This is a genomic window from Neisseria sp. 19428wB4_WF04 (genome assembly GCF_015235335.1).
Lineage (GTDB): Bacteria > Pseudomonadota > Gammaproteobacteria > Burkholderiales > Neisseriaceae > Neisseria > Neisseria musculi.
Window position 1 is genome coordinate 1 of record NZ_JADGLG010000035.1, and the last position, 26,260, is coordinate 26,260.

The window sequence follows — 26,260 nt, forward strand, 5'->3', positions numbered from 1 at the left end:
TGTTGCCCGGCCGCAAACCAATGGTAAAGCCGGGCGGGTTGTCCGTACCTTAATGGAAATGTGGCATGACAAGCATCCGTTTAAGGATTCGGCGCACCGGCAAAAAGAGTTATGTCGTTTTGTTAACGTTATGTCGTTTTGTTAACTTTTATAATAACGTCAAGCCCCACAAGAGCCTGAAAGGTGACACCCCTTTTGAGGTCTTACAGGCTTCATTCCCAACCTGTTGTGTAAACAACCCGACCATTTCCTACACCCTATAACTCATCGGCAACGGCCACTTGTTCGGGTTGCACCACGCCCGCAGCCAGTACTCCACGATTTCGTGTAGCACCCGTTTTTTCTTGGTTTTGACCTGTGCCTGCGCAACCAGCCGCTCCAGCGGCATCACCGCAAAGCCCGCTAGCGGCTCCGACAGCAGGCCCTGTTCTGCCTGTCGAGCCACATATTCCACCGCCGCCGAGATTTTCAGCCCGGCCACATTGTGCATTTTTAGCACCTCGGCCACCACCGCATCCGCGCATGCGCCCCATCGCGCTCTTTGTCCGTCAGGCCGTCGGCATACTCGTTAATCGGCAGCCCCAGCTGCTCCAGTTTGCGCCGCGCCGGCGTCCGCGTCTGTTTAACCACGCTTGGCAGCTGTTCCGGCTGTGCCGCCGCCAACAATTCCGCGGCTTGCTTTTGCTTAATCGCCGCCTGAATTTCGGCGGGCAGGCTGTGGTCAGATAGAGCTTGACCTTGCCGCCACGGGCTATTCCGGACACTCCTTTAAACCGCCAGCCTTGATTTCCCTATGATTTTTGCTATTTGACGAGACAACATATCATCTAAATGCATAACAACCACCTTTTAAACATTAGCATTTGCATATTGTTTTGACCTTTTTGCTTGGCTTATTTGCTAATATGTAATTAAGCAGAGAAACTCTTGTTCTGATAACGGCTTGGCTAAATTTGCTCGGGCTGCATCTCCAAAAACTCAGCAATGATTTTTCCCCTTTAGAATATGAAAATTGCAGTGCGTTTTTCAGGGTGTTTTGGCTCAAGCCTGCCTCCATAGATAGCTGTTTGATGGTTTTTCCACGTTTTTGGACGGCTGCCAAAATTTCGGAACGATGGCAATCCTGATTATCGTCAGTGCCAATATGGTTAATTATATAACTATCCTTTAATAAGAGTTATTGATTATAATTATTTCTAAGTTGAGCGAATAATACTAAGCAACCGCTTAAAAGGATAAAAAATGGACACTTTTAAAGAAAGGTTAGCTTATTTATGGCGTGATAATTTAAAGCCCGCCGCTATTGCAAAAGCCATAGGGATGAGCCAGCCCGGATTTAGCCGCATTTGGTCCGAGGGCGGCCTACCAAATACGGAAACGCTAATAAAGATTAAAGAATCAACCGGCTGCAATCTGAACTGGTTATTAACAGGTAAGGGCAAGCCGTATGCAGATGCTGTCTCAGGCCTCAATGACGCAAAGGGCAGCAATGCAACGGCCGCTGCCGACCCGCGCGGCAATCCCGTAAACATAGAAGAATTTGTTTTTATCCCGCGCTATGACGTATTTGCGGCGGCGGGGCACGGCTACCCGGTAGAAAGCGAGCATCCTTTGTTTTATATGGCATTCCACAGGGATTGGATAGAGCATTATGTTTGCAGGGAGCTGGATAAGCTGTCGGTTATTGCCGTAAAAGGCGATTCGATGGAAGGTGTGCTGAACGAAGGGGATACAATACTAAGATGCTTTGGGCATCGGACGCGATGCGTGATGGAAGGTGTGCTGAACGAAGGGGATACAATACTGGTAAACCATGCCGCCACTCCCCCCGCGAAGGCCTGTTTGTTCTCAGAATCAACAACGACCTGATGGTAAAGCGTGTGCAATCAATACCGGGCAAGCTGCTGATAACCTCGGCCAACCCCGCATACGCACCGTTTGAAATAGACTTGTCCGACATGGGCGACAACATAGCCATCATAGGCCGCGTAGAATGGTTCAGATGTACCATCAGTTAAAAGGTAGTTTAAAACCATTATCCGAGCCGGGGCGTAACAATACTATAGCATTCTATTTTTTTGTTTCATACAGACATTATCCCTTAGATACCCAACCGCAACCAAAGAAAGCCATATCATGCACAACCGGCCAGTTCCCCTATCCCCCCGCCATCTGGTCGTTATCGGCGCCAGCGAACGCCCGCACAGCCTGGGAGAACGCGTGCTGACTGCGCTGTTGCGCACCCCTTTTCACGGGCAGATAACGCCGGTTAATCTGCACCGCAAAACCGTGGGCGGCATCAAAGCCTACGCCAACCTAAGCCGCATACCCGATGCAGCCGATATGGTACTGGTGCTGACTCCGCCCGCAAGCTACGAAGCCGTTTTAAAAGCCTGCCGCAAACAAAACATCCCCCATACCGTTTTGGTGCAGGATTGGGACAACCTCTCCGCCGACACGCTGGCACAAGCGCAAGAAGCGGTGCAGAAAGCACGCAAATACGGCATAAACATCAGCGTGTGCCATCCCGCCGCCATACAGGTGCCCGCACTGGGTTTGAACAGCGGCATTCTCCCCGACCTGCCCGCAGGCGGTGTGGGCATCATCAGCGGCAACGCTTCGGAAAGCGCGCGCCTGCCGGCTCAAATAACGCAGGCCGGGCCGGGTGTTTCATACCATATCGGACTGCATTATCCGCTCAGCCCCACCGTTTCCGCCGACTTTATCGACATGCTCGCCGCCGACCCTGCTACCCGGCTGATTGCCGTAACACACAACCCACATGAAAACCAGCGCCGGCTCTTTAGCGCCATACGCCGCGCCGCCCGCCGCAAGCCCGTGCTGCTGTCGGTTTCCCATTATGCCGATCCAGAAGAACAAGCGGTTTTGCAGGCAATTTCGCGCCGCTGCGGCTGCGTATTGGCGTTCACACCCGATGAAACCGCCGCCGCCATCCAAGCCCTGGCCGCCGGCAGCAAACCTGCCCGCAAACTGCACATCATCGCCAACGAACCCTGCGGCAGCCTGCAAACCCATGCCGACACACTCGGCATCACACTGCACCCGCTTCCCGGCAACGAGAGGCCGTCTGAAAACCTTTACGGAAACATCGGCAGCAACCCCGCTCCCGCACGCTACCGTGCGCTGGCAGAAAACTGCCTGCAACACCACCAAACCGAAGCCCTGCTGGCCATCGTTGCCCCCACCGCCGACAACACCGCCGAAAATATCACGCGGCTGATGGCCGGTCTGCAACGCCAAACCGGCAAACCCCTATTCATCAGCAGCCCCTTTTCAGACGGCCTGCTGCAATTCCCCCGCCCTGCCCAAGCCTTGCAGGCATTCCGCTGCCAAAACGTTTATACCGACCTGAAACAGCAGCAAAACCAAACCGCCAAACCCCTTCCCGGCCATCTGAAAACACCTTCGGTGCGCGGCATACAAAAAATGCAAAACAACCTGCCGCAACTGGCCGAATCACTCTGCCTGCCCGAACACAAAACCCCCGAAGCCAACCCGCAGTTTGTACTCACATTCAAATGCCACCCCCGTTACGGTGCCGCACTCTACGTCCGCACCCCCGTACGCACACTGGTCGTATTGCCGCCCTTTACCACGCTCGATGCCGAATACCTGATCCGCCAAACCGGTTTGAAACGCCACCAAAAAACCATACACCAGCTGCTGCACAGCCTGAACACCGCCGCTTCTCTGCCTTTTATCAGCAAAATCAGTGTTTCCGCCGGCAGCACGGGCATAAGCTCAAACATCAAAACCGACCCGCAGGCCGAAACCGCCGAAAACGTGTTCGCCCCCTACCCCGCCAAACCCGCGCACACCTTCACCCTCAAAAACGGCCAAACCGTCCGCATCAGGCCGCTGCTGCCCGAAGATGCCGAAGCCAAACAGAATTTCGTGCGCAGCCTGCCCGAAGAACAACGCTACACCCGCTACATGATGCACCTTGCCGAACTCAGCCCCGCCATGCTCGCCCGCGCCTGCAATCTCGATTACACCTGCGAAAGCGCAGTTGTTGCCGAAACCGAAAGCGGCATCTGGCTGGGTGTAGCCCGTTTCAGCTCCACCGACACCGCAGGACGCTGCGAATTCGGCATCACCACCACTCCTGCCGCCCAAGGGCAGGGGCTGGCCGCACACCTGATGGCGCAAATCATTCAGACGGCCAAACAGCAGGGCTACCGCGAAATGAGTGCCGAAATTCTGCAAAACAACACCGCCATGCTGAAACTGGCCGGCAAACTCGGCTTCACCTTCACCCCATCTCCGCACGACAATGCCCTCACCGAAGCCGTACTAACCCTGGACAAACCGAAAAACACCCCCGTAAACAACATCAAGCACAATTTAAAACAACAAATACTTGCACTAAAATCCTAATTTATCTTAGAATCATCAGTTTTCCATACATCCGATTTTTTATACAAGGAATTTTCTCATGGTAGTTATCCGTTTGGCACGCGGCGGCTCGAAACACCGTCCGTTTTTCAATGTTGTCGTTACCGATTCGCGCAACCGCCGCGATGGCCGCTTTATCGAGCGTGTAGGCTTCTACAACCCCGTAGCCAACGAAAAACAAGAGCGTGTACGCCTGAACGCCGAGCGCCTCAACCACTGGGTCGCACAAGGCGCACAAGTCAGCGAAGCCGTGGCCAAGCTGGTTAAAGAGCAAAAAGCCGCAGCCTGAATCCCCGCCAACTGCCATGACTAATTCTCAGCAATGGGTAGCCATGGGCTACATCAAAGGCGTATTCGGGGTTAAAGGCTGGCTCAAAATCGCCGCCGACACCGAATACGCCGACAGCCTGCTGGACTACCCGGAGTGGAGGCTAAGCAAAAACGGCCTGCACCGCAACGTTATTCTCGAAGCAGGAAAAACCGCCAACGGCGAACTGCAAGTAAAACTCGAAGGCATAGATAACCGCGATGAAGCATTTGCCCTGCGCGGCCATACCATAGAGATCCCCCGCAAAGCCTTCACCCCTGCTGATGAAGATGAATATTACTGGGCAGACTTGGTGGGCATGACCGTAACCAACACCGAAGGTATTACCTTGGGCATGGTTACAAATCTGATGGAAACCGGTGCACACGATGTATTGGTGGTAGAAGGCGGATACGGCCGGAAACTTATTCCTTTCGTTTCCCAATACATCCTAACTGTAACCGCCGACAGCAAAACCATCACAGCCGACTGGGGTTTGGATTACTGATGCTGATTCAGGCCGTTACCTTGTTTCCCGAAATGTTTCAAAGCATTACCGGATACGGTGTAACCGGGCGGGCACTCAAACAAAACTTGTGGCGCTTCAACGCCATCAACCCGCGCCGCTTTGCCGATAACAAACTCGGCTATATCGACAGCCGCCCTTTCGGCGGCGGTCCCGGAATGATTATGATGGCGCCGCCGCTCAAAGCTGCCATCGAAGAAGCCGAAGCACAATGCAGCGGCAGCAGAAAAGTGATTTATCTCAGCCCGCAAGGCACACCGCTCACCCACTCCAAAGCGGCGGAGCTTGCCCGGTCCGACAACCTGATTTTGCTCTGCGGCCGCTATGAAGGCATAGACGAGCGCCTGCTGCAAAGCAGCGTTGATGAAGAAATCGGCATCGGCGATTTTGTCGTTTCCGGCGGCGAATTGCCCGCCATGATGCTGATGGATGCCGTTTTACGGCTGATACCCGGCGTATTGGGCGATATGCAGTCTGCCGAACAGGATTCGTTTTCAGACGGCCTGCTGGACTGCCCCCACTACACCAAACCCTTAGAATTTCAAGGCATGACGGTTCCCGAAGTATTACGCTGCGGCAACCACGGCCTGATAGCCGAGTGGCGGTTGAAAGAATCGCTGCGACGCACCTTGGCGCGCCGACCCGATTTACTCGAAAAGCGCAGTTTTATCCCACAGGAATCCCGCCTCTTGAACGAAATCCTGCAAGAGCAACGGGAGAACCCATCATAACTTAGGAAAAAACATGAATCTGATCCAACAATTAGAGCAGGAAGAAATTGCCCGCTTAAACAAACAAATCCCCGAATTCTCACCCGGCGACACCGTAGTGGTTTCCGTGCGCGTAGTGGAAGGCAGCCGCAGCCGCCTGCAGGCCTATGAAGGTGTGGTTATCTCCCGCCGCAACCGCGGTTTGAACAGCAACTTCATTGTGCGCAAAATTTCCAGCGGCGAAGGCGTTGAGCGTACTTTCCAACTGTATTCGCCCAACGTAGAAAAAATCGAAGTGAAACGCCGCGGCGATGTGCGCCGTGCCAAACTCTATTACCTGCGCGGCCTCACCGGCAAAGCTGCACGCATCAAAGAAAAACTGCCTGCCCGCAAAGGCTGAGCCGACCTGCGCAGTGAAAATACCCGCTACACAGGCGGGTATTTTGTTTAGACAAGGCTGTGCCGAAGTTTTTCAGACGGCCAACCCGTTAAGTGAATCCAAATCATTCATTTTTCAGCATATCCGGCATATTAAAACATCAGGCAATACAAAACCGACCCTGCTGCCGCTTTGACAGCTTACCGAATCGTTTTCTTTAAGCTGCGGCGCAGCAGTTCGGTAGCGGAAATTAAGTGGATACACTATCGTTGCATTTTTCCAACCCCGCCACAAGCCTTACAGGCATCCCTCCCCACCCCTCCCTCGGGGCGGCTCCCGCTATTTGCCTTATCATGCTTGCCTCGAAGCAAGGTTATTCAACATAATGGCTTATCGGCACACCAAAGGCCGTGCGGCTCAGATTGTCGTCTTTGAAAATGCGGACGATGTAGGACTTGGGGAAAAGTTCGGGCTCGGGTGTTACGGTGTAGTAGGCCAATGACATTTCAGACCCCTGAAAAAGTCGGTTATTCTGCTTTGTCAAGGGGTATAATGTAAAAATACACCCCTTTTGTTGGGGTGCAATATATAAGGCCGTCTGAAAGAAATTTATGCTGCAAATCAAAAACATCAACAAACACTACGGCAGTAAAACTGTGGCCGGCAATATCTCCCTTGAAGTAAACAACGGCACGCTGCTGGCCGTGCTCGGCCGTTCAGGATGCGGCAAATCCACCCTGTTGAAAATCATCGCCGGATTGGTGGAACCCGACAGCGGCGAAGTGTGGATAAACGGCGAAAACCGTACCCGCCTCCCGCCCGAACATCGCCATATCTCATTGGTATTTCAAGATTATGCCCTGCTGCCGCATTTAACGGTGCTGCAAAACACCGCCTTCGGCCTGAAAATGCGCGGGGCAAACAAAGCCCGGGCGCAACAGCGTGCCGAAGCCATGCTGGCCGGAGTCGGCTTAACCCATGAGGCCGGCCGCCGCCCCGAAAGCCTCTCCGGCGGAGAGCAGCAACGCGTGGCACTCGCCCGCGCGCTGATTACCGAACCGCAACTGATACTGCTCGATGAACCTTTCTCCAGCCTGGACACCGACCTGCGCCGCCGGCTGCGGCAACTGGCTATCGAGAGTATCCGCCGCCTCCATATCCCTGCCGTTATGGTTACACACGACCCCGAAGAAGCGTTTGCACTGGCCGACCATATCGCACTGATGCACAACGGCCGCATTCTCCAACTGGCCGAACCGGATACGCTGATCAGCGCCCCGGTTGATGCCTGCGCTGCCCGTTTGATCGGTGCAGAAAACATCAGCAACGAGCGCTACATTCCGCAGCAGGCACTCTGCTTCAACCATTGTCAAGGCGCGGCCAGCCGAATTGTGTCGTGCGTGCGCCTGCCCGACCGCAACCTGATTACACTGCACCACCCTCAGTACGGCGAAATACGGCTTTATCTCAACCCGGCGCAGTCTGCCGGCCTCAACCTGCAACCGGGCAGCGAATGGCCGCTGCGGGTAGATGAAAGCCAAGTGGTCAGGTTCGGTTGAACCAAAAAACCACTGTCTATCACAGCCTGTTCCCGTTTTCACACAAATGAATCCACGCCATACCGGCCAAACCCCGGTATGGCGCACCTTCTGAAGCAGCAGCGGCTTACTGTTATGGAACCGTGGTTTCTGCAAAACCACACCGGCCGTCTGAACATACTTACCGCTATGCTCCTTATCATCATCGGGCCGGGCATCCTATGGCTCTTTAAAAACAATCAGATGATTAGAACAACCTAGAGATGGTGCATAAATTTGAAATACCGGCATGAATTTTTCCCAAACACCGAGTATTGGAACATGCCGGCTCGTTTGCATTTTTTATCCCCCAACGCTTTTATTTTTACTCAAACGATTGTTTAGTGGTTTGTTGAATCCCCTAAAAAGCCACGCAGCCTTTGCAGAGTCTTTCAGCATTCCTGCCCGGCGCGGCTTGCAAAGCAACAAGCAAAAAAATGAACAATACAAAATAAACGAGCCGGAATGCTCTATAATGAATCCGCTTCATTTTCGGCACCTGGCAAGCTGCAAACAATGCGGCAAAACACAGCAATGTCTGCAACAGAAACGAAGCGGTTCATTATGATGGTATTTTCCACACCGGCTCAGACCAAAATACACCGCCCTGCCCGATAAGGTTTTCCCAAACACATCAGGCCGTCTGAAAACACACCCTGCAACCGTTAAAACCCCAACCCCGCCTGCTCAGGCAGCTCTGCCGATGCCTGCTGTTTTTCCCACGCCTGTTTCTGCAGTTTCCGGCGGCGCGCAGCAATCAGCCGTATCACTTGGTGTTTTTGGGCATCACTCATTTTCAGCCAATACAAACGCTCGTTGCGGCTGCGCAGGCAACCTTTGCACAAGCCGTTACCATCGGCTTCGCACACTCCGACACAGGGGCTGGGAATGGCAAAAAATTCGAGTTGTTCCATAAGCGGGCTGAAAACAGGGGCAGATAGTCAAAACCCTTACAAAATCGCCATTCTGCTTGAAAACCCGGGCAGTTTCAATTGCAGGCCGCCTTCATACCATTGCGCCGCAAATAACGGTACAATTCGGCCAACCGCAAAATCTCACAGGTTTCACACATGGGCACACAGATTATCGCCGTAGCCAACCAAAAAGGCGGTGTCGGCAAAACCACCACCGTGGTCAATCTTGCCGCTTCGCTGGCCGCGCAGAAAAAACGGGTTTTGGTTATCGACCTCGACCCGCAAGGCAACGCCACCACCGGCAGCGGCATCGACAAAAGCAATATCCGCGGCGTCTACCCAGTGCTGCTGAGCGAATCCCCAATCCAAGATGCCCTGCTGCGCAGCGAATCGGGCGCATACGATATATTGGCCGCCAACCGTGCGCTGGCAGGCGCCGAGGTGGAGCTGGTACAGGAAATCGCCCGTGAAATGCGCCTGAAAAACGCGCTGGCCGATGTGGCCGGCGATTATGATTTCGTGTTAATCGACTGCCCGCCCACGCTCACACTACTCACGCTCAACGGCCTGGTAGCAGCCAACGGCGTGATTGTGCCGATGGTGTGCGAATATTATGCACTCGAAGGCATCTCCGACTTAGTGGCCACCGTGCGCAAAATCCGCCAAGCCATCAACCCGCAGTTAGACATCATCGGCATTGTGCGTACACTCTATGACAGCCGCAGCCGTCTCTCGCAGGAAGTTTCCGAACAATTGCAGGTACATTTCGGCAAACAGCTTTTTTCTACCACCATTCCCCGCAACATACGCCTGGCCGAAGCCCCCAGCCACGGCATGCCCGCTTTGGCTTACGATGCCAAAGCCAAAGGCACGCTGGCCTATTTGGATTTGGCAAAAGAGCTGTTGGAGAAACTGAAATAAAAAACAATCAATTGGCGGCAAAACAACATCCGTTAGTTTGATAAAACTGCGGCATGCCCAGGCTGCCCCGAGTATTTTTCTTTCCCAAAAAACACGCTTGGGGCAGATACAAATATAACGGGAACACTATAAAAACAAATCGAGCAAAGGCCCGTCTGAAAATATGCAGCCGGGCCTTTGCCATATCTACCATACGCTACCCGCCCTTAATCCGCCAACAATTTGTCCACCACAACTCCGATATCCGCCCTTTTAACCAGCTCTGCCGTGAAGCAGGCAGCGAAAGTGCATCCGGTTACGTGCAAGTATTGGGACTACCCTGGATAACCAAGATAAATCTCTCTTTACCAATTATTTCAAAATAGAAATTTGAGACTTTATTTCACTGTTGCCAAAACGCCGTCCGCACGCCTTTAAATACAGCCTCAAAATGTTCTTTGGGAATACCGTTAAACTTGAGCAAATGCCGTTTTGCCTGATTCCGAAAGCTCCCGATTCCGTTAATGTGGTTTTGCCGTTCTGCAAACCGTATACTGTGGTTGATGCGAAAGCAGCTGAATCCGTCCGAATCAAGTACATCATAACTTTTGCAGCAATCGGTATAGACAATGCTGTCCGGCTTTACTTGTCCGCGGATGACCGGCAGTAAAGCAGCGGTTTGTGTATTGGGCACGGTAACCGTATAAACTTTGCCGTTGTGCTTCAAAAAACCGAATACGGCGGCTTTGCCGGCAGCACCGCGTCTGCCTTTGCGTTGTCCGCCAAAATAACTTTCATCAATTTCTACTCCGCCCTCAAACATTTCCAAATGCGGGCTGTTGTGGAAGCTAAGTAATCGCAGAGATGAAAATAATAGGCGGCAGTGTTTTGTTTACACCAACCGGCTCGGCAGTTGCCCGTGCTGTAACGCCTGCTGCAAACAGTTCGATGAGTTTGTTTGGTCTGTAGTGGCTTAAACGGCTTTTTTTCATGGGGATTATTCTAAACTGAATTCGAATTTCCTTGGTTATTTAGGATAGCCTCTAAGTATTTAAGCGCAAGGCGGTGGGACGAAAATAGTACAAGGCAAGCCAACGCTGTTATGATTTTAAAGTAAAGCAGTCATAGGGTGCGAGGGAGCCAATGGATCATTCAGACAGTCTGCAGCGCAGCAGGGCATCTTCGCCGCTGAAGATACCCGATGGCGGATTCTGCCGCGCTAACACAATTATTAAAAAAATTAGCGCAATTTATGCGTTGGCCGCGTTATAACAGGCAACCGCCGAAAATCTGATTGGATGCCGATGTTTTTACCTCTCTCTTCTCTTTTGCCCAAGCTGTTTGCCACCCTGTTCCTGGGGGTGTTGATGCTTAACAAAAAACACTACAGCGTAATGAAGCAGCTGTTTGCCACCCTGTTCCTGGGGGTGTTGATGCTGCCCGCTGCTGCTTCAAACCAGGGTGTGCTGCCGCAACGGGTTGCACAGCAGCCTAAGGCTGCCAAGCAAAACGGCTTGATGCTCGATACTGCCCGCCGCTTTTATTCTGCCGGGGAAATCAGGCAGTTTATCGATATGCTGGCCGCTGCGGGCGGGCAGTTTCTGCATCTGCATTTTTCCGATGATGAAAATTATGCCCTGGAAAGCCCGCTTTTGGGGCAGACAACCGCATCGGCCCGCCGCGATGGCAACGGTGTGTACACCAACCCCGCCACCGGCCGGCCGTTTTTAAGTTTCAAACAGATGCGCGGGCTTGTCCGTTATGCTGAATCCAAAAAAATCGAGCTGGTGCCGGAAATCGGCAGCCCCGCCCACGTGGGCGGCATTCTCACACTGCTTAAACACAAACACGGCCAAGATTATGTGCGGCAGCTGCAACCGGAAACGGCCGCCGGAGAAATAGACATCGCCAACCCCGAAAGCGTCCGCCTGGTGAAAGCTTTGCTTGACGAAGCTGCTGAAGTGTTTAACCGCAGCCGCCATTTCCACATCGGCGGCGATGAATTCGGCTACAGCCCCGAGAGCAACCACAAATTTATCGGCTATGCCAACACTTTGGCTGCGCACCTGGCCGGCAAAGGGCTGAAAACCCGCCTGTGGAACGATGGCCTGATTAACAGCACGCTCGGCCAACTCAACCGCAGCATCGAAATCACCTATTGGAGCTACGATGGCGACCCGGCCGACCCCGAAGCCGCCCGCTACCGCCGCAGCATACGCGCCGGTCTGCCCGAGCTGGCCGCCAAAGGTTTTTCGGTGTTGAACTACAATTCGTATTACCTTTATTTAGTGCCCAACGGCAAACGCAATTTTCCCCACGATGCCGCCTTTTCGGCGCAAGATATTCAAAAACGCTGGCACTTGGGCGTGTGGGACGGCGAAAACACCGCCAATGCTGCTGACACCGCCAAGATAACCGGAGCCGCGCTGGCCGTGTGGGGCGAAAACAGCCGCGGCCTGAGCAACGAAACCCTACGCCGCCACATTGCCGCTCCGCTGCGGGCCATGATAAACAAAACCAAAACAGCCAAGCCCTGATTTTCAGACGGCCAACCCCACGCCGCCCCGTGCTTGGCGCAGGGAAAGCCAATACACCCCGCCGTCAGGCAAACCGCCCCCGCTCGGCACAGGCGGGCAACCCAGGTTCAGACGGCATCGGGCAGGTAGGATAGTTTCAGACGGCTGAGATCACTACTTTCAAACGGTTCGACCTATCCCACCCGTTCCCGCTCTTGGCCGGTTGCAGAACTGCAGAAACAATAATTTTGTCCCGACCGGGAGTGTTTTCTGATTTTCAGACGGCCTCGGGCGTGGTGTTTCAGAAGGCCACCCCACGCCGCCCGCGTGTTTGGCGCAGAAGAAAGCCATCCCCCCGCTATCAGGCAAACCGCCGCGCCTGGCGCGGGCAGCCCTGCTTCAAACGGTTTTGGCTAACGCGTCCAAGCGGTTCGGCCGATGTATCCGCATTCTGATGTTCAACAGCCTTGATTCATGCTTTCAGACGGCCCAGCCAATGCAGCCCTGCTCCCGTGCTTGGCGGTTACGGGCTGCCGAATTTTAAAAGAAATGGTTTTGCACGACCGGGAGCTGCCGCCGATTGCCAACGGCGGCAGATTGCAATTTCAGACGGCCAACCGCACGCCGCCCCGTGCGTGGGGATTGGCCGGTTGCAGACTTCGCCGGCAAAAACCGTTTTGTACCCCGCTGCCGGCAACCCCTGGTTTCAGACGGCCGCAGGCGCGCTGTTTCAAATGCCCGGCTCGTTTGCCGTGCCGGCGGCAGCAGTCGGCTTGCGCTGCGGGGTGCGGAGATAAAAACGGCGCAGTCGGTTTCGCTATATAATGCCGTTTTTTTGCCCGCCCTTTTGCGAAAGAAGCCATAATGAGCAAAACCGTACATTATCTGAAAGACTACCAACCTCCTGCCTATCTGGTCAGCACCACCGAACTGCATTTCGATATCGGCAACAGCCACACCGCTGTAACGGCGCACTTGGCGGTGGTGCCGCAGCAGCCCGGTGCGCCGCTGGTGTTAAACGGTTCTGCCGAGCTGGTAACGGTAGCCGTCAACGGCGAAACCATCACAAACTACGCGCTCTCTGAAGAAAAGCTGGTGCTGGAAAACGTGCCTGCCGTGCCGTTTGATGTAACCATCAAAACCCTGGTTAAGCCGTCTGAAAACAAATCGCTGATGGGGCTTTATGAAAGCGGCGGCAATCTGTTTACCCAATGCGAACCCGAGGGTTTCCGCAAAATCACTTTCTACCCCGACCGCCCCGATGTGATGTCGGTGTTCACCACCACCATCACCGCCGATGCCGCGCGCTATCCCGTGCTGCTTTCCAACGGCAACAAAACCGGCAGCGGCACGCTTTCAGACGGCCGCCATTGGGCAAAATGGCATGATCCGTTTGCCAAACCGAGCTATCTTTTTGCGCTGGTGGCGGGTAACCTCGTGCCCACCTGCAGCAGCTACACCGCCGGCAGCGGCCGCGAAATTGCCATCGAGTTTTATACCGCGGCCGCCGATCAGGATAAAACCGCCTTCGCCATAGAATCGCTCAAGCACGCCATGCGCTGGGACGAGCAGCGCTTCAAGCTCGAATACGACCTCGATACCTACATGGTTGTGGCCGTGGGCGACTTCAACATGGGTGCGATGGAAAACAAAGGCCTCAATATTTTCAACACCAAATATGTGCTGGCCGACAGCCGCACCGCCACCGATGCCGATTTCGCCGCCATCGAGAGCGTGATTGCCCACGAATATTTCCACAACTGGACGGGCAACCGCGTAACCTGCCGCGACTGGTTCCAGCTTTCGCTCAAGGAAGGCCTCACCGTGTTCCGCGATCAGGAGTTTTCGGCCGACCGCATCAGCCACGCCACCTGCCGCATTGAAAACGTTGCCCTGCTGCGCGCCCACCAGTTCCCTGAAGACGCAGGGCCCACCGCCCACCCCGTGCGCCCCGAATCCTATGAAGAAATGAACAATTTCTACACCATGACGGTGTATGAAAAAGGTGCCGAAGTGGTGCGCATGTACCACACCCTGCTGGGCGAAGCAGGTTTTCAGAAAGGTATGCGGCTTTATTTTCAACGCCACGACGGTCGGGCCGTAACCTGCGATGATTTCCGCGCCGCCATGGCAGAGGCCAACGGCATCAACCTCGACCGCTTCGCCCTGTGGTACAGCCAGGCCGGCACGCCCGTGCTCGACACCGCCGGCCGTCTGAATGTCGGCGCCGGCCGCTTCGAGCTCACGGTGAAACAGCATATCCCGCCCACTCCCGATATGGCCGGGAAACAGCCCATGACCATGCCGCTGAAAGCCGCACTCTTCGATGCCGAAAGCGGCAGGCCGGTGGCTTTCAGACGGCCGGGCAGCAGCGCGGAGCTTACCGAAACCGTGCTGCTTATCACCGAAGCGGAACAAACCTTTTATTTCGACAACGTGCATCAAAACGTGATTCCCTCGCTGCTGCGCGGCTTTTCCGCCCCCGTGCATCTCCACTACCCCTACACCGATGAAGAGCTGGCGGTGCTGCTGGCCGCCGACACCGACCCTTTCGCCCGCTGGGAAGCCGGCCAAACACTCTACCGCCGCGCCGCCGCCGCCAACGAAGCCGCGCTCGCAAAAGGCCTGCCGCTGCCCGAACACCCCAAACTGCTCGAAGCCGTGGCCTATGTGCTGGCTGCCGACTTAAACCCCGCCTTTCAGGCCATGCTGCTCGAAGTGCCGTCTGAAAGCGAATTGTGGGCAGACCGCGCAAACATCCAACCTTTGCTGGTGCACCAAGCCCGCGAAGCCCTGCTTGACACCATCGCCGCGCACTTTATGCCGCAGTTTCTGAGCCTGAACCAAAAAGCCGCCTGCGCCGAAGCACAGGCCGACCCCGCCGTCCGCTACGAATACAGCCCCGAGCGCGCCGGCTGGCGCACCCTGCGCAACACCTGCCGCGCCTTCGTGTTGCGCGCCGACCCCGCCCACATCGACACCGTTGCCGCCAAATATGAAGAAATGGCGAAAAACATGACCCACGAATGGGGCATTTTGTCGGCAATCAACCACAACGAAAGCCCCGTGCGCAACCAATTGCTGAACGCATTTGCCGAAAAATTCCGCAACGATGCGCTGGTGATGGACAAATATTTCACCCTGATTGCCGCCAGCCGCCGTGCCGACACGCCGGCACAGGTTCAAGCAGCACTCAGCCACCCCGCATTCAGCCTCGAAAACCCCAACAAAGCCCGCTCGCTGCTGGGGGCGTTCAGCCGCAACGTGCCGCACTTTCACGCCGAAAGCGGCGCAGGCTATGCCTTTATCGCCGAAAAAGTGATGGAAATCGACCGCTTCAACCCGCAATCGGCCGCCCGTTTGGTGCAGGCATTCAACCTCTGCAATCAACTCGAACCCCGCCGCAGAAGCCTGATGCAGAGCCAACTACAGCGGATTCAAAACCAAAGCGGCCTATCGAAAGACGTTGCCGAAATCGTGGGCAAGATTTTGGCGTGATGCGCATAGGCATGGTTTAAAAGCTTGAGGCCGTCTGAAAAGTTTTCAGACGGCCTCAAGCTTTTTCAAGTTGTTTCAGCATCTTAGCAGTCTGCATCATTGCCGGCCTGCCCCCGGTCGTCCCGCATCGGATGTTTCTGAAATACCTGCCCTTTGCCTGAATGGCCGATACCGGATTATCGGGTCAGGCCTGATAATGAGAAATCTAATATTTCAGACGGCCTTAAGGTATTTTGCAAAGGTAACAGGCCGTCTGAAAACTTAATGCGGCTACATGTTTTCCTTGCCCGTCATTGCCGGCCTGCCCCGGCATCCTGCATCGGATGTTTCCGAAATCTCTGCCTTTCGCCAAAATAACCAATGCCGGATTATCGGGTTCCGATATTTCAGACGGCTCCAATGAGTTTTACAAAGGTCTCGGCCCTGTACCTTCACCTTACGGCATAATTCATCATCAGGCGTAGTGGCGCTCTTCGCCTTTGCCTTCGAGGTTTTCCGAGCAGCGTTTGCAGATGCCGGGGTGGACGGCACCGATGTCGCCGGTGTAGTGCCAGCAACGCCCGCATTTTTCGCCGCCGCTCACTTTGGCGGTTACGGCCAGCGCGCTGCCTTCGACAACGGAGGCCTTCGACACCAGCAGGGCAAAGCGCAATTCACCGCCGAGCATTTTCAGATAGGCCGCCAGGTTTTCGGGCGCGGTAATCTCCACTTCAACCTGCAAAGACGAACCTACCGTTTTGTCGGCACGCAAAGGCTCGATGGCGGCGGTAACGGCTTCGCGCACCTGGCGCACGGCCTGCCATTTTTCCATCAGGGCGGCTTCGCTTTTTTCGTGGATGGGCGGAAATTCGTGCCAAGTGTGGAACAGCACGCTGTCTTCTTCGCCACCGCCGATGATGTCCCACGCTTCTTCGGCAGTGAAACACAGTATCGGCGAAATCAGCAGCACCAGGCTGCGGGTGATGTGGTAGAGCGCGGTTTGCGCGCTGCGGCGGGCGTGGTTGTCTGTTTGGGTGGTGTAGAGACGGTCTTTCAGGATATCGAGATAAAACGCGCCCAAGTCTTCCGAGCAGAAGGCAACGATGTCTTTCACGGCGAAGTGGAAGGCGTAGCGCGGGTAGTAACCGCCCGCCAAACGTTCTTGCAGGCGGCGCGCCAGCACGAGGGCGTAGCGGTCGATTTCGACCATCTGGTCGTGCGGCACGGCGTGTTCGATGGGGCGGAAGTCGCTCAGGTTGGCGAATAAAAAGCTCAGGGTGTTGCGGATGCGGCGGTAGCTTTCGGTAACGCGCTTGAGGATTTCTTTGGATATGGCCAATTCGCCGCTGTAATCGGTGGAGGCCGTCCACAGGCGAAGGATGTCGGCACCGAATTCGTTATACACTTCTTGCGGGGCGACAACGTTGCCCAGCGATTTCGACATTTTTCTGCCGTTTTGATCGACCACGAAGCCGTGGGTGAGCAGCTGCTTGTAGGGTGCGCGCTCCATTGAGGCGCAGCCGGTGAGCATGGACGATTGGAACCAGCCGCGGTGCTGGTCGCTGCCTTCGAGGTAGAGGTCGGCGGGCCAGGCCAATTCTTCGCGTTGTTTGAGCACGGAAAAGTGGGTGCTGCCCGAATCGAACCACACATCCATGGTGTCTTTCAGTTTTTCGTATTGTGCGGCTTCTGCGCCCAGCAGTTCGGCGGCATCAAGCGCAAACCAGGCTTCGATGCCTTTTTGCTCGATGCGCTGCGCCACTTCTTCCAACAGTTCGGCGGTGCGCGGGTGCAGCTCGCCGGTTTGTTTGTGCACGAAAAACGTCATCGGCGTGCCCCAATAACGCTGGCGCGACACCACCCAGTCGGGGCGGCCTTCTATCATGGCCTGTAGGCGGGCGCGCCCCCAAGAGGGAAAAAACTCGGTGTCGTCCACCGCTTTGAGGGCGGTGTTGCGCAGGGTTTTGCCGTTGGTGCCGGCTTGGTCCATGCCGATAAACCATTGGCCGGTGGCACGGTAAATCAGCGGGGTTTTGTGCCGCCAGCAGTGGGCATAGCTGTGTTCGATTGTGTTGTGCGCCAAGAGCCGGCCTGCTTCTTGCAGCCATTCGATGATAACGGGGTTGGCTTCCCACACGGTTAAGCCGGCCACGCGCGGCACTTCTGCGCTGTAGCGGCCTTCGCCGTTAACGGGGTTGTAGAGTTTGATGCCGTATTTGAGGCAGACGAAATAGTCTTCCAGGCCGTGTGCGGGCGCGCTGTGTACGAGGCCGGTGCCGGCATCGGTGGTAACGTGGCCGCCGTTGAGCATCAGAATGTCGCGCTCGATAAAGGGGTGGGCGAGATGCAGGTTTTCGAGCCTGCTGCCGGCGGCTTCGGCCAGCACGGTGGTTTGGCCGTCTGAAAAGCCGTAGCGTTTCCATGCCTCTGCGGCCAATTCTTTGGCCAGCACCAACCTGCCTTTGGGGGTGTCGGTTAATTGGTACACCACATCTGCACTAGCGGCAACGGCCTGGCTGGCGGGCAGCGTCCACGGTGTGGTCGTCCAAATCACCGCAAATACCGGGCCTTCGATTTGCGGCAGGCCGAAGGCGGCGGCCAGTGCGGCGTTGTCTTTAAACAAATAGGCCACATCGATGGCATCGGAAATTTTGTCTTTATACTCCACCTCGGCTTCGGCCAGCGAAGAGCCGCAGTCCAAACAGAACTGCACGGGTTTTTCGCCGCGGTAGAGATAGCCGGCTTTGTAGATTTCGCCCAGCGTGCGCACGGTGTCGGCTTCGGTTTTGAAGTCCATGGTGAGATAGGGGTTGCCCCAGTCGCCCAGCACGCCCAGGCGGATAAAGTCTTTTTTCTGGCGCGCAATCTGCTCGGCGGCATATTCGCGGCAGAGTTCGCGAAACTTGGCATCAGGCATATTTTTGCCGTGCAGTTTTTCCACCATCACTTCAATCGGCAGGCCGTGGCAGTCCCAGCCGGGCACATAGGGGGCATCGAAGCCGGCCAGTGTTTTGCTGCGGATAATGATGTCTTTGAGAATTTTATTGACCGCGTGGCCGATGTGGATGTCGCCGTTGGCATAAGGCGGGCCGTCGTGCAGCACAAATTGGGGGCGGCCTTTGGCTTTGGCGCGCAGTTTCTGGTAACGCTGCTGCTCCTGCCAGCTTTTCACCCAGGCAGGCTCGCGCTTGGCCAGACTGCCGCGCATGGGAAAGGGCGATTCATAGAGATTGACGGTTTTGCTGTAGTCGGTCATGGTTTTCTCGCGGTTGCCGCTTTCAGACGGCCTTGAAAGCATTGCGGCTGCGGCCGTCTGAAACAGATGTGTTTCAGATAATCAAGGCCGCATTGTAGCCTAATTGCGCCGCTTTTATAAGGGAATATGCCCGCGGGGAACACGGCCTGCGCGCTGCACGGCACATGTTTGCCGAGCCGTTGCGCCCAAGCAGGGCGGCTTTGGCGGGCGGAGTGTTTCCCGGCCACGGCGCAATGTTTCAATTCAATATGGCTTGTCGGAAACCTTATTCAAAATCTGCACGCTTGCGGGCAGGCCGTCTGAAAACCCTGCGGCGTTAGGGCGGGGTTTGCGCGGCGAGAAAGGTTGCCAACGCGGCGGCATCGGGCATACCGCTTTGTGCGCCCGCTTTGGTTACCGACAAGGCAGCGGCGGCATTGGCCTTGCGCACGGCTGTTTCCATGCCCTCGGCGCGGAACACGGCAAAGGCGCCGTTAAAGGTGTCGCCCGCGCCGGTGGTGTCAACAGGCATAACGTTGAAGCCGCCCTGCCGGCGCAGTTTTCCCTGCCCATCGTGATACAGCGCACCTTCGCTGCCGCGCGTCATCAACACCGGGCAGGGCGCGCGGGCGATGAGCTCTTCTGCCGGCATGTTTTCGGGCAAACCCAGGCAGATAGCCAGCTCGTGGGCGTTGGGCGTGAGCAGCGTAACCCAATCCAGCAGTTCGGCAGGCAGTTTTTGCGCGGGCGCGGGGTTGAGTATAAACGGCTTGCCGTGTTTGCGCGCCAGCGCAGCAGCGGTTATCACGCACGCCATCGGGATTTCCAACTGTGCCAGCACCGCATCGGCAGCGGCAATTTGCTTTTCGCAGGCTTCGATATGCGCGGGCGTGATGCCGGAATTGGCACCGGCAACCACGATGATGTGGTTGTCGCCTTCGGCCACGGTGATATTGGCCATGCCGGTAGGCGCATCTTCCAGCACCTGCACGCCCTCGATGTTGATGCCCTCGCGTTTCAGGTTTTCCAATGCTTCGCGGCCGAACGCATCGCTGCCCACCGCCCCCACCATGCTGACGCTCGCGCCCAAGCGCGCCGCCGCCACCGCCTGATTGGCGCCTTTCCCGCCCATAAAACGCTCAAACGATGTTCCCATCAGAGTTTCACCCGGCTGCGGAAAGCGGGGAGACGATGTGACCAAGTCTATATTGATGCTGCCGGTTACGGTGATTTTCGGTGCCTGCATAGCGGGTTCCTTTAATGGGTGGTTCCGTCAAAATCGGGTTGTGTTTTTTTCAGGCCGTCTGAAAGGCTTGAATCCCATCATCGGCTCCGCAGGCCCGCTGAGCCGCCCAGGGCAGGCGGGATTCGGGGAGACGATGTACCAAGTTTATAATTGATGTTGCCGGTTATGGTGGTTTTCGGTGCCTGCATGGCGGGTTCCTTTAATAAGTGGTGCCGTCAAAATCGGATTGTGTTTTTTCAGACGGCCTGAGACTTTGCCAACCTGTTTGCAGGCCGTCTGAAAGGCTTGAACCCCATCATCGGCTGCACCTGCCCGCTGCGCTGCGCCAAGTGAGGGCGGGGTTCGGGCAAATGTTTGTAAATTCTGCCGCCATCCCGGCCGTCTGCTTGGATGCAAAGGCCGTCTGAAAATATTCAGATGATGGCGGGTAAAATCAAAAAGCAGGTATCGCAGCCGCACGCTGTGTGGGTATCGTTAAATAAATTGAAGCGGACACGGCATCGGCCGGTTTGCGGCCTGTGCCGCCTGCCCTGCTGTTTCATTTAATCCGCCCAAGCCGGTGCCGAACCGCAGGCGGAGCGGCCGGAGCGGCTCTGTTAAAGCAGGCCCGGCAAGCCATTGTGTTTGCAACGGGGCAAAGTGCCGTTTCTTTTTATCGGGTTTCTCCGCTGCGCTCGGCCAGCACGGCCGCTGCATAGCTGCAACCGGCGGTTAAGGCTATGTTTTGCCCGGCTGCTTCGGCGGCGGCGGCTTCAACCAACAGCCGTGCCAAACCTTTGCCGCGATAGGCAGGGTGGATAACGGTATGGTCGATGTTCCACGCGCCGTTTTCGATGCGGTAGGTGAGATAGCCTGCTTCGTCAAAATCTTGCAGCAGGGAAAATTTCTGTTTTTCGGGAAAATATTTAACGGTGTTCATGATGAGGCCTGATTTTTTTAGTGACAAAAGTGCGGCGGGGGCAACTGCCCGAATCCTGCGGCTTTATTGTACCAGCAAGAGAGCGGCCGGCGTGCTCTTCGACATCACGCCGCCTGCACGGTTTCGGCCGCCTGCAACATATGTGCCGAACAATGGTAAAACAGCGTGTGCGGCACGGGTTGTGTGTTGTAAAGTGTTGCCGTGGTGCCGAGGCCGTCTGAACGCCGCCTTTAAGCAGCCGCAGGCTTTTTGCTGCTGCCGCTGCGCCGCAGAGGCCGGAACTTTTCAGACGGCCGGGAAAGTCTTAACCGAAATTTCCAACTTTCATCCAACCTTGTTTCCAACGGAAAACCATGAAAAAAACCGCCCTTGCCCTGATTGCCGCTTCGTTTGCCTTCAGCTTGACCGCCTGCTCCGCGCCAAAAGCCGGCACGGCGCAAAACGGCGATTTGGGTTTTGCCAAACAAACATCCACAAAACAAAGCTCGGAAATAAACGGCCGAACCGTGCATTATCGGGCATTTGAAGGCATCGTGTATGTGAACAACCCGGCCGATGCCGAATACGAAACCCTCAATATTTATGTGCCCGAGGCCTATTATTCGGGCGGCAGCATCGAGGGCTACACCGCTGAAAACGCGCCGATTTTCTTCCCCAACCCAATCGGCGGCTATATGCCTGCCAAAGCGGGCAAACCCGGACACGACCCGCGCAATAATAACCGTCCCAACGCCATATTGACGGCCTTGTCCAAAGGCTATGTGGTGGCTTCGGCCGGCGCGCGCGGCCGCACCGCTGCCAGTGTCGATTTGAAAGCCGCTGTACGCTATTTGAAAGCCAACGACCATGCCATGCCGGGCGATGCCGCCAAAATCATTGCCAACGGCACCAGCTCCGGCGGTGCCTTATCCGCCCTGCTCGGTGCTGCCGGCAACAGCAAAGATTACGAAGGCCGTCTGAAAGACTTGGGCGCAGCCGAAGCGCCCGATGATGTTTTCGCCGTTTCCGCCTATTGCCCGATTACCGACCCCGGCCATGCCGACATGGCCTACGAATGGCAGTTTAACGGCATCAACACCTACAAAAAAATAAACATCACCATGCTCGACTACAACGTGAAACGCGAGCTGGTGCCGGGCACGCTCACCGCCGCCGAAATCAAACTGTCCGACCAACTCAAACCACTCTACCCCGCCTATCTCAACAGCCTCAAACTCAAAGATCCGCAAGGCCGCGCACTCACACTCGATAAAAACGGCAACGGCAGTTTCAAAAACCACATTGCCGGCCTCTTGGGCGCGTCTGCCCAACAACAGCTCGATGCCGGCAAAAACCTCGGCAAACGCAACTGGCTCACCGTGAAAAACGGCAAAGTAACCGCCGTGGATTTCGACCAATACGCCCGCGCCGCAGGCCGCCAAAAAACACCGCCTGCCTTTGATGCCGTGGATTTAAGCAGCGGCGAAAACCAGCTTTTCGGCAGTGCCGCCGCCGACAAACGGCACTTCACCGATTTCGCCATGCAGCACAGTGCCGCCGAAAATGCCGCTTTGGCCGATGCACAAACCGTGAATATGATGAATCCGCTCCACTATATCGGCAGCAGCGGCGCACAAACCTCCCGACACTGGCGCATCCGCACCGGCACCAACGACCGCGACACCTCATTGGCCGTATCCGCCGTATTGGCCGCCAAACTGCAAAACCACGGCCACAACGTTGATTACTTCCTACCATGGGAGGTGGGGCATGGCGGCGATTATGATTTGGAAGAGCTTTTTGCCTGGATAAAACAAATATCCACAGCCGGATAACGCCAAACAAATCCAACAGAGCAACGCAAACCGCGCCAATACTTAAACCCGCAAGCCCCTGCCAATAGCCATCTAAAAGTACACCACTTTCAAACCGGTATCGGCAGCGGTTTTTAAATCTGAAAGACTCATTACCCGTTTCAATCGCCCCGAAACGGTGCAGCAACCGTTCCAAAATATCCGCCGTACTGCGTTTGCGGCGGATACCCCGGGCAGGTTGGATTTCGGTATCGCCGGTTCGTTTAAACGGTTGATGATGTTCTGTACCGCCGCCACCGTGGGAATACCGCACTCCAATGCCGATTCGGCTGCCGTCACACCGACTTCTTCGCCGTATTCGGCAATCAGTGCCAATATTTCCACCATAGCTCTGTCTCCGGATTTCTGTTTCATCAGGTGTTTTTGCAGCTCTTTTACGGCGGGAGGCAATATCCATTGTTTGAACGGTTCCCCGTTTCTCAATGCGCCGGGTTTGCGTTTGAGCAGCGGCAAGTAATGCCGGGGCTGATAAGCAGTCTGTCCTTTACCGTATAACCTGATGTGCTCTGCAAGCACTTCCTGTCCGTCCACGATTTGTATCTTGTCCAAGTAAACATGAAGGCGGCCTGCCCTCTGACCCAATGACAAGGGGTGCGCTGACGGCTGCCTTCAAAGTTCACCGGGCACTGACTGTTCACGGCAAGGCTTGAAACGCGCGGGAAAATGAAGCTGTGCACCGGGGCATCCCCAATGCGGAACGGCGGTTGCGCAACGGGCTGTCGGCAGCCGATTGCTTGCCGGTACGGGCATCAAGGCGGAAATATCGGCAGCCGGGAAAGGGCGGGCCTTCAAACACAGCGGAACCGTTCGGGCCGTCTGAAAGCCGGGCACAAGGCCGGCGGCAATCTTTCAGACGGCCTTATTCTTGCGGGAAAACTTCTGCAACCGTCTGCCGTTTGAAATGGGGATGTTTGCGTTTGGCCGAGTCACTGTTGCACCTTTCGGGCAGATAGCGGTTAAACCCTTCCATAGCAAAGAAAGCCAACATCTGCGGGATAGTGTTGTTTACTACGTTGGTATTTGGCCGGGGCAGGGTTTCGGTGCAGATGTATTGATTAACGGTTCAGCGGTTGATGTCGGACTGTTTGGCGATTTGTCGGACGGATACGCCCTGATGAAACAGACGGCGTGCTTTGGTAATGGTTTCCATGTTAATCATTGCCGGGAAACTCCATAAAAGCGGGGAATTTATCTATGCATCGGGGTGGTGCGCTTTTAGATGCCCATTCCCCGATTCTTTGGGGCAGTTTTATATGCATGTTGACACAGCCCGCGAACAATCCCTGCAAGAACGTTTGCAGTTGGCGTTATACGGAGCAGACCCTGCCCTCGCCACAACAGGAACACCGCCGTCTGTTGGAATCCCAAATGGAAACCCTGATTAAAGGGCTGCCCGAGCAGACGAAGATGCAGGCGCGCATCAATTTTTATAGCAGCCGGGTTAAAGAAAAATTACGGCAGGTTCAGAAGCCCGAACCGCCCGGGCAAAGCGAAATTTCTTTCGAGCGCTGAACCGCTGCATCCTGCCCGGAACCCCGCCAGAAAGGCCGTCTAAAATTTCAGACGGCCTTTCTGTTTTGGAAAACACCATGGAAAAAGAACCGGCACGCGAAGCAGATATTCCGCACGGCGGCCTGAAAACGGCCAAGCATCACTACCAAATGCACATGGCCGCCGCCGGTACGGCGGAAAAACTGCGCTGCTCTTTGCTGGAACACGCGATGGAAAAAACCATATCCGGCCTGCCGCCGGATATGCAGACGCTGGCGCGCACCCATTTTTACTGGTCGATGGTGCGGGATTCTGTGGAGCGGCAGTAACCAAATCGCCCGCCGTCTGAACGCGGGCGAAAACGCATCTTTGAACAGCCGGCAGATTGCCGAACTGAAAGAGTTTATAGATGCCCATACCGGTGCTGCAAACCAACCGCCGCAGGCGGGAATAACCAGAAAGGAAACAAATGGGTATCCACCGCAATGTCGATGATTGGTTTTTGGGCTACAAAACCCGCTCTGGGAAGGCCAAATCAGACGGAGGCCTGTATTTCGGCAGCGGCCACCCCAAGCATCCGTTTTTAAGGGAAACTCTGCGTACACGCGGCATCGTGCTCGAGCAATACGGGCAAATCGCCAAAGAACTGTACAAGATGGGGCATAAAACCAAAGCCCGCATCATCGGCAAACTGGCAAAAGAAGTGGCCGGGCAATCGTTTGACACCAAGGCTCAAAGCCGTTATGACCGCATACACGACAAAGATCGTAGAGCTCGAAAAATTAGAGCATCTGCCGGCGGTAACGGAGAAAAGACAAGAAGATGGTATTTCTCGTTGACTTATCGTTTCATATTTTTTAATAGAACTTTTCTTGTTTATATTGTCTTGAATTGTTAAATTCATTGAGGAACGTTATACGAAGGAGTAAATGATGAAGCTAAATTTATATACTTTAAGGTTTTGCTAGCAGCATGATATTCAACATCTGTATCTGCTCAATGATCGAAGTATGAGCCATGCAACCGCCAGCATAATGCCGATATAGCAGCGTGTAACAAGGTAACAAACAGTTCGAAAAGAGCAGTATGTTGGTCATCTGCTAACGAACGCCTTGTATACTGCTCCAAAAATAACGGAAAAATAGGTTTTCCGGCTTTATTAAATAAGTAATGAATAGGTAAAATCATGAGTGAGAAAATAACCAAAGATACTTGCATTGCACACAGAACACTTGCTTTTGCTGGTTCTCCCGAAACATTGGTAGATATATTTATTGCCCAGCCTGAGAAAGTGCATGAAGAAAAGTGGATTTACCGGTATCGGATTGTTGGGGCAGGAGAAGACATGGATTTTCAAGTGCATGGAATAGATGCCGTTCAAGCTCTCAAACATGTTTTTGTAATGATAGATGCTTTCATTGTCAGTACGGGTCTGTCTCTGACATGGCTTGGTGAAAAAGATTTAGGGTTTTTATCTGCCTAACTTAATCAGTAATCATTGTATATACTCGCCCGCATTTTTAAGTGGGCGGATTTTATTTTTAGGGCTGTACTAGATAACTAGGGAAATTTAACTTCAGGTTAGAATAATCCCTATGAGAAAAAGTCGTTTAAGTCAGTACAAGCAAAACAAACTGATTGAACTATTTGTTGCAGGTGTTACCGCCCGCACAGCGGCGCAATTAGTTAGCGTCAATAAAAATACCGCTGCCTATTACTTCCACCGTTTGCGCTTACTTATCTATCACAACAGCCCGCATCTGGAAATGCTTGATGGTGAAGTAGAAGTTGATG

23 protein-coding genes and 5 pseudogenes are annotated in these 26,260 nt (G+C 54.8%); 18 read left to right on the forward strand and 10 right to left on the reverse strand.

The genetic code is table 11. From position 1 onward, the window contains the following. Positions 1 to 263 (forward strand): annotated as a pseudogene (locus IR141_RS13435) (integrase core domain-containing protein); the annotation flags it as partial. On the opposite strand, the gene IR141_RS08360 reads toward IR141_RS13435, so the two are convergent. Both IR141_RS08360 and IR141_RS13440 read right to left on the reverse strand, forming a co-directional pair. Further along, on the reverse strand, positions 251 to 508 hold the full coding sequence (locus IR141_RS08360) for a hypothetical protein (RefSeq protein ID WP_135035874.1): 258 nt from the start codon (positions 506 to 508) through the stop codon (positions 251 to 253). The pseudogene IR141_RS13435 and the gene IR141_RS08360 overlap by 13 nt on opposite strands. Positions 509 to 856: 348 nt before the next feature. Further along, complete coding sequence (locus IR141_RS13440) at positions 857 to 1,102, reverse strand: helix-turn-helix domain-containing protein (protein ID WP_228068201.1); 246 nt, start codon at positions 1,100 to 1,102, stop codon at positions 857 to 859. A 140-nt stretch (positions 1,103 to 1,242) separates the two neighbouring features. Between IR141_RS13440 and IR141_RS08370 the strand changes: the two are divergent. The 6 genes and pseudogenes from IR141_RS08370 to rplS all read left to right on the forward strand — a co-directional run bounded on the left by IR141_RS08370 (position 1,243) and on the right by rplS (position 6,359). Beyond that, positions 1,243 to 2,018: pseudogene (locus IR141_RS08370) on the forward strand (S24 family peptidase). A gap of 118 nt (positions 2,019 to 2,136) precedes the next feature. Then, positions 2,137 to 4,398, forward strand: a complete 2,262-nt coding sequence (locus tag IR141_RS08375) for a bifunctional acetate--CoA ligase family protein/GNAT family N-acetyltransferase (RefSeq protein ID WP_135035876.1) — start codon at positions 2,137 to 2,139, stop codon at positions 4,396 to 4,398. Positions 4,399 to 4,456: 58 nt separating this feature from the next. Then, positions 4,457 to 4,705 (forward strand): 30S ribosomal protein S16, encoded by a 249-nt coding sequence (gene rpsP / locus IR141_RS08380; RefSeq protein WP_135035879.1) that lies wholly within the window; start codon positions 4,457 to 4,459, stop codon positions 4,703 to 4,705. A 16-nt stretch (positions 4,706 to 4,721) separates the two neighbouring features. Then, positions 4,722 to 5,231 carry a ribosome maturation factor RimM gene (gene rimM / locus IR141_RS08385; RefSeq protein WP_167743127.1) on the forward strand — a complete coding sequence of 170 codons (510 nt, stop codon included), beginning with the start codon at positions 4,722 to 4,724 and terminating at the stop codon, positions 5,229 to 5,231. Then, positions 5,231 to 5,980 carry a tRNA (guanosine(37)-N1)-methyltransferase TrmD gene (gene trmD, locus IR141_RS08390; protein WP_135035882.1) on the forward strand — a complete coding sequence of 250 codons (750 nt, stop codon included), beginning with the start codon at positions 5,231 to 5,233 and terminating at the stop codon, positions 5,978 to 5,980. The genes rimM and trmD overlap by 1 nt, the downstream gene beginning before the upstream one ends. A 13-nt stretch (positions 5,981 to 5,993) precedes the next feature. After that, positions 5,994 to 6,359, forward strand: a complete 366-nt coding sequence (gene rplS / locus IR141_RS08395; protein WP_135035885.1) for a 50S ribosomal protein L19 — start codon at positions 5,994 to 5,996, stop codon at positions 6,357 to 6,359. Between the two features lie 352 nt (positions 6,360 to 6,711). On the opposite strand, the gene IR141_RS13850 is transcribed toward rplS, so the two are convergent. Further along, positions 6,712 to 6,843: a hypothetical protein gene (locus tag IR141_RS13850; RefSeq protein WP_255518809.1), complete on the reverse strand. Its 132-nt coding sequence runs from the start codon at positions 6,841 to 6,843 to the stop codon at positions 6,712 to 6,714. Positions 6,844 to 6,949: 106 nt separating this feature from the next. Here IR141_RS13850 and IR141_RS08400 point away from each other — a divergent pair, with 106 nt between their 5' ends. After that, positions 6,950 to 7,897, forward strand: a complete 948-nt coding sequence (locus IR141_RS08400; protein ID WP_135035888.1) for an ABC transporter ATP-binding protein — start codon at positions 6,950 to 6,952, stop codon at positions 7,895 to 7,897. 114 nt (positions 7,898 to 8,011) lie between these two features. Further along, positions 8,012 to 8,137, forward strand: a complete 126-nt coding sequence (locus tag IR141_RS13855; protein WP_255518810.1) for a hypothetical protein — start codon at positions 8,012 to 8,014, stop codon at positions 8,135 to 8,137. 443 nt (positions 8,138 to 8,580) lie between these two features. Here the strand turns inward: IR141_RS13855 and IR141_RS08405 are convergent, their stop codons facing one another. After that, a complete protein-coding gene (locus tag IR141_RS08405) occupies positions 8,581 to 8,829 on the reverse strand; it encodes a DUF1289 domain-containing protein (RefSeq protein ID WP_135035891.1) in 249 nt (82 codons plus the stop codon). A 156-nt stretch (positions 8,830 to 8,985) separates the two neighbouring features. Here IR141_RS08405 and IR141_RS08410 point away from each other — a divergent pair, with 156 nt between their 5' ends. Beyond that, on the forward strand, positions 8,986 to 9,750 hold the full coding sequence (locus IR141_RS08410; protein ID WP_135035894.1) for a ParA family protein: 765 nt from the start codon (positions 8,986 to 8,988) through the stop codon (positions 9,748 to 9,750). A 351-nt stretch (positions 9,751 to 10,101) separates the two neighbouring features. Here IR141_RS08410 and IR141_RS08415 read toward each other — a convergent pair. Then, a pseudogene (locus IR141_RS08415) lies at positions 10,102 to 10,721 on the reverse strand (IS1595 family transposase). A gap of 312 nt (positions 10,722 to 11,033) precedes the next feature. On the opposite strand from IR141_RS08415, the gene IR141_RS08420 reads away from it, so the two are divergent. Then, positions 11,034 to 12,266 (forward strand): family 20 glycosylhydrolase, encoded by a 1,233-nt coding sequence (locus IR141_RS08420; RefSeq protein ID WP_228068202.1) that lies wholly within the window; start codon positions 11,034 to 11,036, stop codon positions 12,264 to 12,266. An 843-nt stretch (positions 12,267 to 13,109) separates the two neighbouring features. Next, positions 13,110 to 15,743, forward strand: a complete 2,634-nt coding sequence (gene pepN / locus IR141_RS08425; protein WP_135035897.1) for an aminopeptidase N — start codon at positions 13,110 to 13,112, stop codon at positions 15,741 to 15,743. A gap of 454 nt (positions 15,744 to 16,197) precedes the next feature. On the opposite strand, the gene ileS is transcribed toward pepN, so the two are convergent. The 3 genes from ileS to IR141_RS08440 form a co-directional block, all read right to left on the reverse strand. Then, complete coding sequence (gene ileS, locus IR141_RS08430) at positions 16,198 to 18,978, reverse strand: isoleucine--tRNA ligase (RefSeq protein WP_135035924.1); 2,781 nt, start codon at positions 18,976 to 18,978, stop codon at positions 16,198 to 16,200. A 316-nt stretch (positions 18,979 to 19,294) separates the two neighbouring features. Further along, positions 19,295 to 20,203 carry a ribokinase gene (gene rbsK / locus IR141_RS08435; protein WP_135035900.1) on the reverse strand — a complete coding sequence of 303 codons (909 nt, stop codon included), beginning with the start codon at positions 20,201 to 20,203 and terminating at the stop codon, positions 19,295 to 19,297. A 652-nt stretch (positions 20,204 to 20,855) separates the two neighbouring features. Continuing rightward, the gene (locus IR141_RS08440) at positions 20,856 to 21,122 is read right to left on the reverse strand and encodes a GNAT family N-acetyltransferase (protein ID WP_228068203.1); all 267 of its coding nucleotides are present in this window, start codon (positions 21,120 to 21,122) and stop codon (positions 20,856 to 20,858) included. 353 nt (positions 21,123 to 21,475) lie between these two features. Between IR141_RS08440 and IR141_RS08445 the strand changes: the two genes are divergently transcribed. Further along, positions 21,476 to 22,936 carry a subtype B tannase gene (locus IR141_RS08445; RefSeq protein WP_135035903.1) on the forward strand — a complete coding sequence of 487 codons (1,461 nt, stop codon included), beginning with the start codon at positions 21,476 to 21,478 and terminating at the stop codon, positions 22,934 to 22,936. 225 nt (positions 22,937 to 23,161) lie between these two features. On the opposite strand, the pseudogene IR141_RS13445 reads toward IR141_RS08445, so the two are convergent. Together IR141_RS13445 and IR141_RS13860 are read right to left on the reverse strand one after the other, a co-directional pair. Further along, positions 23,162 to 23,518: pseudogene (locus tag IR141_RS13445) on the reverse strand (IS21 family transposase); the annotation flags it as partial. 520 nt (positions 23,519 to 24,038) lie between these two features. Next, entirely contained in the window at positions 24,039 to 24,134 is a 96-nt protein-coding gene (locus IR141_RS13860) for a helix-turn-helix domain-containing protein (protein WP_245231734.1), read from the reverse strand. A 209-nt stretch (positions 24,135 to 24,343) separates the two neighbouring features. Between IR141_RS13860 and IR141_RS08455 the strand changes: the two genes are divergently transcribed. The 5 genes and pseudogenes from IR141_RS08455 to IR141_RS08475 form a co-directional block, all read left to right on the forward strand. After that, the gene (locus IR141_RS08455) at positions 24,344 to 24,487 is read left to right on the forward strand and encodes a hypothetical protein (protein WP_167743129.1); all 144 of its coding nucleotides are present in this window, start codon (positions 24,344 to 24,346) and stop codon (positions 24,485 to 24,487) included. 77 nt (positions 24,488 to 24,564) lie between these two features. Next, complete coding sequence (locus tag IR141_RS08460) at positions 24,565 to 24,795, forward strand: hypothetical protein (RefSeq protein WP_135035909.1); 231 nt, start codon at positions 24,565 to 24,567, stop codon at positions 24,793 to 24,795. A 140-nt stretch (positions 24,796 to 24,935) separates the two neighbouring features. Beyond that, positions 24,936 to 25,364 carry a hypothetical protein gene (locus tag IR141_RS13450; RefSeq protein WP_228068204.1) on the forward strand — a complete coding sequence of 143 codons (429 nt, stop codon included), beginning with the start codon at positions 24,936 to 24,938 and terminating at the stop codon, positions 25,362 to 25,364. A 288-nt stretch (positions 25,365 to 25,652) separates the two neighbouring features. Next, on the forward strand, positions 25,653 to 25,949 hold the full coding sequence (locus IR141_RS08470) for a hypothetical protein (protein WP_135035912.1): 297 nt from the start codon (positions 25,653 to 25,655) through the stop codon (positions 25,947 to 25,949). Between the two features lie 112 nt (positions 25,950 to 26,061). Further along, positions 26,062 to 26,260, forward strand: a pseudogene (locus IR141_RS08475) (IS1595 family transposase); the annotation flags it as partial.